Raw genomic sequence first — 12,840 nt, forward strand, 5'->3', positions numbered from 1 at the left:
GCCTCCCCGAGCACCGGGTCGACGGCGCTCCACCGGCTGCCGCACCGCGCGTCCCCGCACAGGGGTCGGCAGGGCCGTCGGGCCGGTCCCGCCGGCCGCACGCAGGAGGGCGGGTGGCCACGGCCGGCTCCGTGCGCCCGGGTAATCTTGTCTCCCATGACCTCGCCCCGCACTCCCCAGGACGACTCCGCCGCTCGAGGATCGTCCAGCGTGATCCACGGAGGCACCCGCGAGCACACTCCGCACGTGCCGTCGAAGCCGGAGCAGGGCAGCTACCTCAAGCCGCGCCACCTGGTGATGATGGCGCTCGGCTCGGCCATCGGCACGGGGCTGTTCGTGGGAACCGGTGCCGCGATCAAGACCGCGGGCCCCGCGGTGCTGATCTCCTACCTGGTGGCGTGCACGCTGCTGGTGCTCGTGATGCGCGCACTGGGCGAGATGGCCGCGGCGGATCCCTCGTCCGGGGCGTTCTCCACCTACGCCGGCAAGGCGCTGGGCCCCACCATGGGCCGGGCCCTCGGCTGGCTGTGGTGGGCGCAGATCGTGGTGGTCGTGGCCGCCGAGGCCACTGCGGCCGCGCAGCTGGTCACCGAGATGTGGCCCTCCCTGCCGCAGTGGGCGTGGGCGCTGATCTTCATCACCGTGTTCACCGTGATCAACCTGGTCCGGGTGGGGACACTGGGTGAGGCCGAGTTCTGGTTCGCGCTGCTCAAGGTGGCCGCGGTCGTCGGATTCCTCGTGGTGGGTGTCCTGATGCTGCTGGGCGTCCTGCCCGCGCCGAGTCCGGGGCTGTCCAACCTCACGGAGCACGGCGGGTTCATGCCGAACGGGCTCACGGGTGTGGCATCCGCCCTGCTCGTGGTGGTCTTCGCGTTCGGCGGCACGGAACTGGTGACGATCGCCGCCGCGGAGACCGAGGACCCGCAGACCAACGTGGCCCACGCCATCCGCACCATCCTGGTCCGGATCCTGATCTTCTACGTGGGCTCCGTGTCGGTCATGGTCCTGGTCCTGCCGTGGGACAACGAGGGGCTCTCCTCCAGCCCGTTCGTCGCCGTCCTCACCGAGGCCGGGATCCCCGGCGCGAACGTGCTCATGAACGTGGTGATCGTCCTGGCGCTGCTGTCCGCGCTGAACGCCAACATCTACGGCAGCTCGCGCATGCTCTTCTCACTGGCCCGCCGCGGCTCGGCTCCCCGTTCCCTCGCGGCCACCTCGGTTCGGGGTGTCCCGCGCGCCGCCGTGGTGGCGTCCGTGGTCTTCGGGTTCGTCGCCGTGGTGCTGAACTACCTGTGGCCGGAGACCGTCCTGAACGTGATGCTCAACCTCCTGGGCTCCACGTGCCTCGTGGTCTGGGGGATCGCGCTCGTCTCACAGATCATCCTGCGCCGGCGCGCGGACCGCGCCGGGCAGTCCTCCCCGCTGAAGATGTGGGCGTTCCCGTGGCTGTCCTACTTCGCGCTGGCGCTGCTCGCCGCCATCGTGGTCATCGGGCTGCTGGACCCGGCCGTGCGCACCCAGTTCGTGGCCACGTTCATCCTGGTCTGCCTGATCGCCCTCGCCTGCAAGCTCTTCCTCCGCGACGACGCCGCGGCGCCCCGGAGCGCGACGCCCGCCGAGGACGACGCCGCACCCCGGGTCTAGCGGGGCCTCACCCGACGGAGGGCAGATCCGGGAAGGCCGCGGCCACACCCGGCGAGTGCAGCTCACCGGCGCGTGTGGCGAGCCCGGTGGCCAGAGCGGCGTCGTCGGCCAGGGCGGCGTCGATGCCGCCGGCGAGGCGCATGACGTAGGGCGTGGTGGCGTGCGTGAGCGCCTGCGTGGCCGTGACGGGTACCGCACCCGGGAGGTTGGCCACGCAGTAGTGGCGGATGCCGTCCACGTCGTACACGGGATCGTGGTAGGAGGTGGGCCGCGTGGTCTCGAAGCACCCGCCCTGGTCCACAGCCACGTCCACCATGAGGGCGTGCGGCTTGAGCAGCGAGAGGTGCTCGCGACGGACGAGCTTGGGAGCGGCGGCGCCCGGGATCAGCACGGAACCGACCACCACGTCCGCGCGGGGCAGCTCCTCCTCGATCCGGTGTGCGTCGCTCATCAGCACCCGTGCGTTCGGGAACAGGGTGTCCAGCTGCCGGATCCGGTCGCCGTTGGCCTCCAGGATGGTGACGTCCGCACCGGCGCCCACGGCCGCTCGCGCGGCATGCTCACCCACGGTGCCACCACCGATCACCAGGACCGTGGAGGGCACCACGCCGGGCACGCGGCCCAGCAGGATTCCGGGTCCGCCCGCGTGGAACTGGAGGTGGTGCGCGGCGTTCGCGATGGCCAGGCGGCCCGCGATCTCGGACATCGGGCGCAGCAGCGGGAGCGTGCGGCCCACGCGCACGGTCTCGTACGCGATGCCGGTGACCCCGCTGTCCAGCATGGCCTCCGTGAGGGGTCTGCTCGCGGCCAGGTGGAGGTAAGTGAAGAGGGTGAGGTCCGGGCGGAGGAAGCCGTACTCCGGGCCCACCGGTTCCTTGACCTTGACCAGCAGCTCGGCCCGCGCCCAGGCGTCCTCCTGGGAGGTGAGCTGCGCGCCGGCCACGAGGTAGTCGTCGTCGGGAAAGCCGGCGCCCAGACCGGCGCCCGCCTCCACGAAGACCTCGTGGCCCTGGGCCGTCAGCGCAGTGACCATGGTGGGGGTGAGACCCACACGGGCTTCCTCGGACTTGATCTCGCGAGGGACGGAGATTCTCATGGGAACGTGCTCCTTACTGGGGCGCGCGTACCCGAGGGGATGTGCTCGGACTCTGCGGTGAGCCCCTGGCTGTGTACCCCATTGTGTCGTGGGACACCGGCCCGTGTCAGGGCGCCCGGGAATGTGACCGAGCGCCCGCCCCGGGAGGCGGACGCTCGGATCGTGCCCGGTTCGATTCGCGCCGGTCCGCCGGGCGGGCGGTGCGACGGCCGTGCGGGGTCAGCGCGCGTCGATCTGCGCTGCGGCCTCGGGATCGGAGTCGTGGAGGAACTTCTCGATCCGCGCCGCCTCGTCCGACTCCCCGATCTGCGCGGCGGCCCGTCCCAGCGCGGCCAGGGCGCGCAAGAAGCCGCGGTTGGGCTCGTGGGCGTACGGCACGGCGCCGTGGCCCTTCCACCCGTGGGCGCGCAGCGAGTCCAGGCCGCGGTGGTAGCCCACGCGCGCATACGCGTAGCCCTCCAGCGTGCGTCCGTCCGCGAGCGCCTCCTCCGCGAGGATGGCCCACGGCAGCTGCTCCTTGGGAAACGCGGCCGCGAGGTCCTCGGCCTCGTCGCCGGCGTCGAAGCGCGCGGTCATCTCCTGGTTCTCCTCCAGGTACGTGGGCTCAGGTTCGTCCAGCAGGTTCTTGCCGAGCAGTGCCACGGTGGTTCCTTTCCACGGTCGTGCAGGGTTCGTCCTCACTGTACGCACGGTTCACGACGCCGCTCTACGCCGTTCGCCGAGGGGGTCGGGCTCAGTCGCCGACCATGATCCCCACGCCGGGGCCCAGGGGCAGTCCGCCCATGTAGAAGACCACCAGGATGGCAACCCACACGAGCCAGAAGGGCACGACGAACGGCAGCATCCGGGCCATGAGCGTGCCGAGCCCCGCGGAAGGCTCGTACTTCCGGAGCATGGTCAGCAGTACCACCATGTAGGGATTCAGCGGAGTCATCACCTGGGTCGCGGAGTCGCCCACCCGGAACGCGGCCTGGATAAAGGCGGGTTCGAAGCCGAGGAGACCGAACATGGGCACGAACACCGCGGCCATGAGCGTCCACATGGAGGACCCGGAGATGATGAACAGGTTGAGCAGCGAGCACAGCAGGATGAAACCGATGATCACAGGGAATCCGGTCACCCCAGCGTCCTCGAGAGCGGTGGCGCCGGTGACCGCGATCCAGGAGCCGATTCCGGACCAGTTGAACAGCGCGATGAACTGGCCCAGGACGAATGCGAGCACCAGGAACGAGATCATGTCCCGCAGCGCAGCACTCATCATCACGGGCACGTCCTTGAAGCCCCGCAGGGTGCCTGCCACACGGCCGTAGACGTAACCGCTCACCGAGAAGAACGTGAAGATGATGAACACGATCGAGGCCAGCAGCGGGGACTTGGGGAGGAAGTGTCCGGCCTCGTTGCGCCACGGGGAGTTCGGCAGCAGGGCGAAGACCGTAAGGGCCACCCCGATCAGCACGAAGGTGATCCCCGCCCACAGCAGGGCCTTCTTCTCGCGCGGGGACAGCGCCGCCTCCACATCGGGCTCCTGGGACTCGGCCACCGTCTGCTCGTCGCCCACGATGCGTATGGCGCGGGTGTCCGTCATGAGCTGAGTGGTCTCCGGGTTGACCTCCTCGCGGGAGACGCCCACCCGTTCCACGCGCGGTTCCAGGATCTTGTCGATCACCCACCCGGCCACGAGGGACAGGATGATCGCTGAGACGATGTTGAACCAGTAGTTGGACAGCGGGTTGACCTCGGTGGCGTTCTCCGCCAGCGCCGGAACGGTGGGGATCACGGCGTTGGTGATGCCCGCGAACAGGGCGTCCAGGGACGTGGGGAAGATGTTGGTGGAGTACCCGGCGCCTGCGGCGGCGAAGCCGCCCAAAAGACCCGCCACAGGATGACGCCCGGCGGCTTTGAACGCGAGAGCAGCCAGCGGGGGGATCACCACGAACGCGGAGTCCGCCATGATGGAGCCCACCACGCCCACGAATCCCACGGTGTAGGGCAGCATCCACCGCGGTGCGCTGCCGATCGTGAAGCGGATGGCCGCGGCCAGGAAACCCGACTTCTCCGCGATGCCGATGGCCAGCAGGATCGTCGCGACCGTGACGAGCGGTGGGAAACCGATGTAGTTCTCGCCGAGGGTCGTGGTGAACCACGCGATCCCGTCACCGGTGAAGAGCCCCTGGATGGCCACGGGTTCGTCCTTGCCCGGCACGTGCACCACTACTCCTGCCCAGGCCATGGCGGTGGAGACGACTGCGGTGATGAGGAACAGGATGGTGAACAGGGCGAACGGCTCGGGCAGCTTGTTGCCCACCCTTTCAATGCCGGAGAGGAACCGGTCCCCCCGACTGGGTTTCATGGTGATGGTGGCGTTCATGGGTGCTCCGTGGTGATCGGGGTGTGGGTGCCCGGCGTGGTCAGTCGAAGTAGTCGGGAACCGAGATCCCGCCGCCGTTCGCCCGGAAGTCCTCGGTGACGTCGGCGGCGAGGCCATCGTCCGTGAGGTAGTCGAGAGCGACGGCAGCGAGGCCATAGGCGCCGTCGACCCCCGCCCGCTCCGCCTCCGGGCCCGCTGCCGCGGCGGCGAACTCGCGGGAGTGCAGTCCTGTGTCCTCGGTGGCGATGCCGATCAGCGGGTGGATGCCCGGGATGCGGTAGCTGACATTGCCGAAGTCGGTGGAGGCTGCCAGTACCTCTGACAGGGTGCCTCCGGGGTACGGGTCCCGCCCTCGACGACGCTGGGCAAGAACCCATCTGTCGGACAGCGGTCCATTGCCCAGAACGGGAAGCGTGGCCGGGGAGGTGTCCCAGGTGATCGTGACACCCACACCGGCCATGAGTGCGGCGCCCTCCATCACCTCGCTCACGCGCTGCGAGAGGGCACCGAGGGTGTCGGGGCGCTGTGAACGCACGTAGAGCCGCAGCATGGCCATCTCGGTGATGATGTTCGGTCGCTCCCCGCCATCCGGCAGCACGGCGTGGATCCGATCCGTGGGCGGGGTCTGCTGGCGCAGCAGGCCAAGCCCCTGGTAGGCGAGCACGGCGCCGTCGAGCGCGTTGCGGCCCATGAAAGGGTGCGACGACGCGTGGGAAGCCCGCCCGTGGAACGTCACCTCGCACTGTCGACGCCCGAGCCACACCTGGTCCACGAGGTCGGTCATGTAAGGGTGGACCATAGCGGCGGCGTCGATGCCCTCAAGCGCGCCATTGCGGGCCATGATCTCCTTGCCCCCCTCACCCTCCTCGGCGGGAGTGCCCAGGTAGACCACGCGTCCAGAGAACGCGCCGGGGTCCTCCCGCAGCAGCTCCACCAGGGCCAAGAACGCCCCGAGACCCGTCACCGCGATCACGTTGTGACCGCAGCCGTGGCCGATCCCCGGCAGCGCGTCGTACTCGGACATCACCGCGATGGTGCGGTGGTGCTCCGGGTCGAAGTCCTGGGAAGCGATCTCTGCATGGACGGCGGTGTCCAGACCGAACGCGGGACTCTGCGCCTCGATCTCGTGCTGCGCTAAGTGATCCTTGATCCGTTGCGCGGCCCGGTGCTCTTGGAACGCCGTCTCCGGGTCTTCGTGAAGTTCGTGAAGAAGGCGCACGAGATCCTCGGACTGGGCGTCTACGAGGGTCTGCAGGCGCTCCTGCGCCACTGGCCCGGCGCCGCAATGGTCTCGCAGGTGGTGCGTCAGCTGCTGCTTCCGGCGCTCGGTGTCACGCAGCAGCTGCTGCAGGTAGGCGTGGGAAGGCTCTGGCGGCTCCTGCTCAGGTCCGGCGAAACGCTCGGACGGCGTGCTTTGCGGGTGTTGGTAGGCCATGCCCTGGACAATAGCAAGTGGCGTGTTCCACATCACATCCATTGATTCAGGACGGGCGGCTTCACGGATCGCAGCGTTTGCACGTGCGGAACCGCGCCGTGCGGCGTCGCCGGCCGGGATTCGATCCCGTCGGTGCCCCGCACGCGGACGTGCGGGGCACCGACGGGATCGTGCGGACTACTTGATGGACGTGCCCGCGGAACCGAGGTTCTGGCAGGCCTCCACCACGCGGGCGGCCATGCCGGTCTCGGCCTCGGCGCCCCACACGCGGGGGTCGTACTTCTTCTTGTTGCCCACCTCGCCGTCGATCTTCAGGACGCCGTCGTAGTTGCTCAGCATGAAGCCGGCCACGGGGCGGGTGAACGCGTACTGGGTGTCCGTGTCCACGTTCATCTTGATCACGCCGTAGGACACGGCGTCCGCGATCTCCTGGGCGGTGGAGCCGGAGCCGCCGTGGAACACGAGGTCGAAGGGGCGCTCCTTGCCGATCTTCTGGCCCACCTCGTCCTGGATCTGCTTGAGCAGCTCGGGGCGCAGGCGCACATTGCCGGGCTTGTAGACGCCGTGGACGTTGCCGAAGGTCAGGGCGGTGATGTAGCGGCCCTTCTCGCCGGCGCCGAGCGCCTCGATGGTCTTCATGCCGTCCGCCACGGTGGTGTAGAGGGAGTCGTTGATCTCACCGACCACACCGTCCTCCTCACCGCCCACGGCGCCGATCTCCACCTCCAGGATGATGTGCGCCTTGCTGGTGCGCTCCAGCAGCTCCTGGGCGATCTTGAGGTTCTCGTCCAGGGCGATCGCGGAGCCGTCCCACATGTGCGACTGGAAGATGGGGTCCTCACCGCGCGCCACGGCCTTCTCGGACTCGGCGAGCAGCGGCAGCACGAAGCCCTCGAGCTTGTCCTGCGGGCAGTGGTCCGTGTGCAGGGCGATGTTGACGTCGTACTTCTTGGCCACCTCACGGGCGAACGCCGCCATGGCCAGCGAACCCGTGACCATGTCCTTCACGGAGGAGCCGGACCAGTACGCCGCACCACCGGTGGACGCCTGGATGATGCCGTCCGAACCCGCCTCGGCGAAACCGCGGATCGCGGCGTTGAGGGTCTGGGAGGAGGTCACGTTGATGGCCGGGTAGGCGAAGCCCTTCTCCTTGGCCCGGTCGATCATCTCGGAGTAAACGTCAGGGGTTGCGATGGGCATGAAACACTCCTTCTACTGGGTTCCCGATGCACGGCTGGACCGTGGCCTGAGGCCTGTTTCCAGTCTAGGCGACGGGTCTGCTCGTGACCCGGGACGGCACCGCAAAATTGCGGCCCACCACGGGATGAACCGTGGCGGGCCGATCGTCTCAGAGCCGCGCCGTGGTCACGCCGCCGTGACCACGTACGGACCCACGGGTGACCTCCTCGGTGGGTGCGCGGCGCCCGGGGGTCGTTGCCCCGTGGCGCTCACAACCGCCAGCACGAGCTGGTCTGCGGGATGCCCTTGAACCGTGCGTCCAGGTAGACGAGCATCGAGGGAATGCCTTCCAGAGAGGCCCCCACATGGGTGGGCGTGGCGAGCGTCTGCATGGAGACGTTCACGCCGGAGGCGCACCATTTCTGGGCGAGCCGTCGGCCCGACTGGTAGGGCACGACGTCGTCCGCCACGGTGTGGGCGATGCGCACCGGGACACGGGGGTGGCGGCCCGCGGCACCGATGGTCTGCTCGTCCAGGTACGCCTTCAGAGCGGGGTCCCCGAGCAGCTGGGAGAAGGAGCGCCCGTCAGCCGTGAGCTTCTCGGACGGCACCAGGGCGTCGGAGAGGACGGTGCCCACGAGGCAGCTGTCCTGGGCCTTGTCATAGCGCCTCTGCCCCTCCGCATTGAGTCTGTCCCGAACCGCCACCCCGGAGTCCTCGGCCGCCCCCATCACGTAGAAGGACAGGCCGGAGAAGAGAGAGGAGTCGATGTGCTGACCCGTGAGTGTGAGGTCCGCGGGCGGCGCACCCACCCAGGCACTCTTGAGCTGCACCTCCGGGGCGTACTCAGGGGCGCTCTCCGCGGCTGCAGCCGTGGCACCGCCGCCCTGCGAGTATCCCACGGCGGCCACGGGGGTCTTAGCATCCACTCCCTCCATGCCGAGCTGCTGCGCACCGCGCACGGCATCGAGCACGGCATGAGCCTGGTCCACGCGGTTCATGTATGTGTGGGCGCCGTCAGTGCCCAGACCGATGTAGTCCGGGGCCACCACGTTGTAGCCGGCATTGATCAGGCCGGCCAGGCTGAGGCCTTCGTAGTTCGTGCCCATGGCCATCTGACGGGACGGCGCGCACGAGTCGCCCATACCCTGGGTACCCGAGGACAGCACCACGAGCGGCCGTGGGCCGGGCTTGCGCCACGCAGCCTTGGACTGCAGCACGGTGCCCGTGGTGGCCACGGCCTGGTTCTTGCTGTTGGTGGTCCTGTACATGATGCGCGTGGCGGACGCATTGGGCTTGATGAGCTTGACGGGGTCCAGGTAGAACGTGGACGGCTCCGAGCGCACCACACCCCCGTTGGCGGCAGGCAGCTGCGCCGGGGTGCTGTAGAAGTCCGTGTCCGTGGAGCTGCGGAGCTTCTTCAGCGCATCCTCGCGAGCAAGATCATCGCGGGTCAGACCCTGCTCCTGGAGCTTCTGGTCCTGCTCGCTGCGCGGCAGCTCGGAGAAACCGCCATCCGGTGCGGAGCCTGCTGCGCTCTGCGCATTCGCGGGCTGCAGTCCAGCAAGCAGCAGCCCAACGCCCAGGGCGAGGGCACCCGCAGAACGCCGCAAGGACGATGGGCGTGTAGTCGAGGCAGCCATGAGCATGCGAACCTTTCATCATGTGATTCAACTCACATGACCATACGGTAACTTCTGCCTTCTGGCTATGGTCGGCCGGCCTTTTTCACGCTCCCGCGCCCTTCGTGACCTCGGACGAGGGCGCAGGACGCTGCTCGAACACGTGGCGGCGGATCCATGCATGCATGGTCACGGCGGCGGCCGCTCCGGCGTTGATGGAGCGGGTGGAGCCGAACTGTTCGATGGCCAGGACGGCGTCCGCCTCTGCGACGAGCTCCTCGGAGACCCCCGGGCCCTCCTGACCGAAGACCAGCACGCAACGCTCTGGCAGGTCGAACATCTCGATCAGCTGCGATCCGGGGACGTTGTCGATCGCGAGCACCGCGAGTCCCTCGCTGCGTGCCCACTCCATGAACTCCGCGACGCTCGCGTGGTGGCGCACGTGCTGGTAGCGGTCGGTGACCATGGCCCCGCGACGGTTCCAGCGGCGTCGCCCGATGATGTGGACCTCACGGGCCAGGAACGCGTTGGCGGTGCGCACCACGGAGCCGATGTTGAAGTCGTGCTCCCAGTTCTCCACCGCCACGTGGAAGGCGTGGCGCCTGGAGTCCAGGGCCGCGATGATCGCGTCCATGCGCCAGTAGCGGTACTGGTCCGCCACGTTGCGGCGGTCGCCGTCGCGCAGCAGCTCGGGGTCCCAGTGCTCGCCGGTGGGCCACTCGCCCTGCCAGGGACCGACGCCAACCACGCGGTTCTCGGGGTCTAGAGCTGGGTTCTCGCCATTCACCGGCGGATCCGCGGAGTCCTCACGCGCCTCGGTGCGGGTGGGCAGGTGAGGTGCGCGAGCGGCGTCGTCGCCCCCGGAAGCGTCCGGCTCAGTCAAGCCCCAGCTCGTCCTTGGAGTAGGCGTACAGGCACGGGACGCCCGCGGTCTCCTGGATGCGCTCCTTGGCGCCGGTGCGGCGGTCCACGATCACGGCCACGGCCACCACGTTCGCGCCCGCCTTCTGCAGGGCTTCCACCGCGGTGAGCGCGGAACCGCCGGTGGTGGAGGTGTCCTCCACGACCACCACGTCGCGGCCCTTCACCCCGGGACCCTCCACCTGGCGGCCCATTCCGTAGGACTTCTGGGCCTTGCGCACCACGAACGTGTCGATGGCCCGGCCCTGGTCACCGGCGGTGCGCATGATCGCGTGGCCCACGGGGTCCGCGCCCATGGTGAGTCCGCCGGCGGCGTCGAACTGGATGCCCGCCTCGTCCAGCAGACCCAGCATCACCTGGCCCACGTAGCGCGAGGCCTCGTGGTGCAGGGTCACCCGCCGCAGGTCCACGTAGTAGTCCGCCTCGATGCCGCTGGCCAGCGTCACCTTGCCCCGCACCACGGCGAGCTCCTTGATGAGGTCACGCAGGCGGTCGCGGGCGGTGTCCAGGTCCACGGGAGAGAAGTCGGTGCTCATGCCCTCAGCTTACGGGCCCGCACCGCTCGGCGGGCGACGACGCATGCTCGGAACGCTGGGGCGACGCGGGCGGACGCCGGGGCACCCTGGGGACCCAGCACGCCCACGAGAGGGTCGCTTCCCACACCCACGGAGCGTAGACTGAATCAATACATACCTCAGTGATTCACAGGAGTTCACCATGCCCTCCCCCAGCGTCGGACAGCTCGTCGGAGCTGCCCTGGAAAGCTCCAACATGAGCCAGCGCTCTGTTGCGGACGAAACTGGCATTGCTCAGGCAGCCATCTCCCGCATCATCAACGGAACCCGCCAGGCCAAGACAACAGAACTCATGCTGATCGCCCAGGCAACTGGGCACACCTACGCGCAGTTGACGGGTGGCGGAATTGCCGAAGATCAAATCTCCTGGGCCGCTCGCTCCACCGATGGTTCCGGCATGGCTGCCATGAAGAAGGCCGTCATGGACTTCATGGATCTTGACGCGTACCTGACCGATCAAGCCATCTCGACCTCGGTGTGACCCCGTGCCGCACCAGGTAGCGATTGAAGAAGAAGCTCAGATGGCCGCCCACGGTTTCCGGGAGCGGAACAATTTGGGTTCGCACCCGCTGGGGGATCTGATCCCCATCATCGAGCGGGCAACGGGCATAGATGTGGCCGTACTCGCTGCTGGACCGGATGAACACGGTTTGGCCGCCAGATCCCCTGAGACGGGAACAACGTTCATCGTGGTGGCAACAACCGGCAATCCCATGAGGCAGCGCAGCAGCCTGGGTCACGAGTTGGCGCACGTGGAGTTCGAGGACTGGACGCCGGGCCGCGAACTCGAGAGACGTGATCCCGTCGAGGTGCGCGCGGATGCTTTTTCGCGTCACTTGCTGCTGCCCCAGGCAGCCATCCACGACGTCTTCGGAGATCGACACACCGTGGCCGAAGCAGACCTGTCCATGCTCGTGCAACTGTTCCAGGTGTCCCCGGCCATCGCGACCATCGCTCTCCATCAGGCCGGTCTCGTGGATGCTTCGCGGAAGAGCGAATGGCTCAAAATGTCGACACCGCAACTCGCCGCACGACACGGCTGGGGTGACCAGTACAAGGCGTGGCAAGCGGAGTCCCGACAAACCAGAGCCCCGCGGCGCCTGCTGGCACGGGCCATCGAGGGATATGCGGAGGGTGTGGTGTCGGTTCAGGCCATCGCCCGGTTGCGAGGCATGCCAGCGAATGACGTGGAAGACGAGCTGGCCGAGTCCAACATCATGCCGCGCGCACAAGAGACAGTGCGAGACGATCCTCAAAGCCTCCCCCAGGCACCCGTCGTAGACCTCGCGTTCTTGGACGATCTCGACGACTCGAATGGCACTGCATGACCACCCGACCGATCGTTGACGCGGGCCCGGCGCTGAACTTTTTCGCCGCAGGCCACGAACGCCTGTTCTTCACGTGCATGGGTGGTGTCAGCGTTCCCGAGACGGTCAGGGACGAGGTCTTGAACAAGGCCGCACGCGACCGCAGGTTCCAGCACGCACAACGCGTGGTGTCCAAGTTGCCGGAGCAGCTGTGGCACGTTCTGCCCGACACCATGACGAGCGACCTCGACCAGGTCATCGTGCGACTGGAACGCATGCCCATGACACAGCGACTCCGAACACGCAGAGACCTCGGAGAAACCATGGTGATCGCCCACGCCGTGGTGGCCGCCGAGAAGGGCCAGGAAGTCTGGATCCTGATCGACGAGATCCGCGGCACGCAGGTCGCGTTCGCAGAAAAGCGCCGACTGGAGAGATTGCGCCACAGCGAGTCATCCGTGGGTGCCCTCAAGATCATGAGCACCGAGCAGGTCCTGGAGGCCGCCGTATCACGCGGACTCATTGAGAACCGTGGCTCCATGCGGAAAATCTACGGTCAGCTGCGTTCGTTGGACGACGGGCTGGCACCCATCGAAAGCACGGGGTTATTGAAAAAGGAACTCTGGCGGGTCACGCCACCGGCATGATTTCCGGTTCGTCTGGCACAGACGTAGTCCGGACCCCCGGGGGCAG

At 68.0% G+C, this 12,840-nt stretch carries 12 protein-coding genes; 4 read left to right on the forward strand and 8 right to left on the reverse strand.

Translation table 11 applies throughout. The features are described 5' to 3' along the window. The first annotated feature begins 156 nt into the window (after window positions 1–156). Window positions 157–1,644 (forward strand): amino acid permease, encoded by a 1,488-nt coding sequence (locus tag C1C97_RS06905; RefSeq protein ID WP_110919906.1) that lies wholly within the window; start codon window positions 157–159, stop codon window positions 1,642–1,644. A 7-nt stretch (window positions 1,645–1,651) separates the two neighbouring features. Here the strand turns inward: C1C97_RS06905 and ald are convergent, their stop codons facing one another. From ald to pyrE, 8 genes are all read right to left on the reverse strand, one after another. Beyond that, complete coding sequence (gene ald, locus C1C97_RS06910; RefSeq protein WP_121030833.1) at window positions 1,652–2,740, reverse strand: alanine dehydrogenase; 1,089 nt, start codon at window positions 2,738–2,740, stop codon at window positions 1,652–1,654. A gap of 219 nt (window positions 2,741–2,959) precedes the next feature. Then, the gene (locus C1C97_RS06915; RefSeq protein WP_233542793.1) at window positions 2,960–3,382 is read right to left on the reverse strand and encodes a DUF3151 domain-containing protein; all 423 of its coding nucleotides are present in this window, start codon (window positions 3,380–3,382) and stop codon (window positions 2,960–2,962) included. Window positions 3,383–3,473: 91 nt separating this feature from the next. Beyond that, window positions 3,474–5,108: an AbgT family transporter gene (locus C1C97_RS06920; RefSeq protein WP_121030837.1), complete on the reverse strand. Its 1,635-nt coding sequence runs from the start codon at window positions 5,106–5,108 to the stop codon at window positions 3,474–3,476. Window positions 5,109–5,148: 40 nt separating this feature from the next. Further along, entirely contained in the window at window positions 5,149–6,543 is a 1,395-nt protein-coding gene (locus C1C97_RS06925; protein ID WP_110919916.1) for an amidohydrolase, read from the reverse strand. A 177-nt stretch (window positions 6,544–6,720) separates the two neighbouring features. Continuing rightward, window positions 6,721–7,743 carry a class II fructose-bisphosphate aldolase gene (gene fbaA / locus C1C97_RS06930; RefSeq protein ID WP_121030839.1) on the reverse strand — a complete coding sequence of 341 codons (1,023 nt, stop codon included), beginning with the start codon at window positions 7,741–7,743 and terminating at the stop codon, window positions 6,721–6,723. A gap of 248 nt (window positions 7,744–7,991) precedes the next feature. Further along, window positions 7,992–9,365: a lipase family protein gene (locus C1C97_RS06935; RefSeq protein WP_233542794.1), complete on the reverse strand. Its 1,374-nt coding sequence runs from the start codon at window positions 9,363–9,365 to the stop codon at window positions 7,992–7,994. Between the two features lie 85 nt (window positions 9,366–9,450). Next, entirely contained in the window at window positions 9,451–10,131 is a 681-nt protein-coding gene (locus C1C97_RS06940; RefSeq protein WP_121031426.1) for a TrmH family RNA methyltransferase, read from the reverse strand. Between the two features lie 88 nt (window positions 10,132–10,219). Continuing rightward, window positions 10,220–10,801, reverse strand: a complete 582-nt coding sequence (pyrE, locus tag C1C97_RS06945; RefSeq protein WP_110919912.1) for an orotate phosphoribosyltransferase — start codon at window positions 10,799–10,801, stop codon at window positions 10,220–10,222. A gap of 181 nt (window positions 10,802–10,982) precedes the next feature. Here pyrE and C1C97_RS06950 point away from each other — a divergent pair, with 181 nt between their 5' ends. Genes C1C97_RS06950 through C1C97_RS06960 form a run of 3 tightly spaced genes read left to right on the forward strand, consistent with a single transcriptional unit; the run spans window position 10,983 to window position 12,794 of the window. Then, complete coding sequence (locus C1C97_RS06950; protein WP_110919913.1) at window positions 10,983–11,321, forward strand: helix-turn-helix domain-containing protein; 339 nt, start codon at window positions 10,983–10,985, stop codon at window positions 11,319–11,321. 40 nt (window positions 11,322–11,361) lie between these two features. Next, window positions 11,362–12,168 (forward strand): ImmA/IrrE family metallo-endopeptidase, encoded by an 807-nt coding sequence (locus C1C97_RS06955; RefSeq protein ID WP_121030843.1) that lies wholly within the window; start codon window positions 11,362–11,364, stop codon window positions 12,166–12,168. Further along, window positions 12,165–12,794 carry a PIN domain-containing protein gene (locus C1C97_RS06960; RefSeq protein WP_121030845.1) on the forward strand — a complete coding sequence of 210 codons (630 nt, stop codon included), beginning with the start codon at window positions 12,165–12,167 and terminating at the stop codon, window positions 12,792–12,794. The genes C1C97_RS06955 and C1C97_RS06960 overlap by 4 nt, the downstream gene beginning before the upstream one ends. Window positions 12,795–12,840: the final 46 nt, after the last annotated feature.

The organism is Kocuria tytonis, assembly GCF_003226895.2.
Lineage (GTDB): Bacteria > Actinomycetota > Actinomycetes > Actinomycetales > Micrococcaceae > Kocuria > Kocuria tytonis.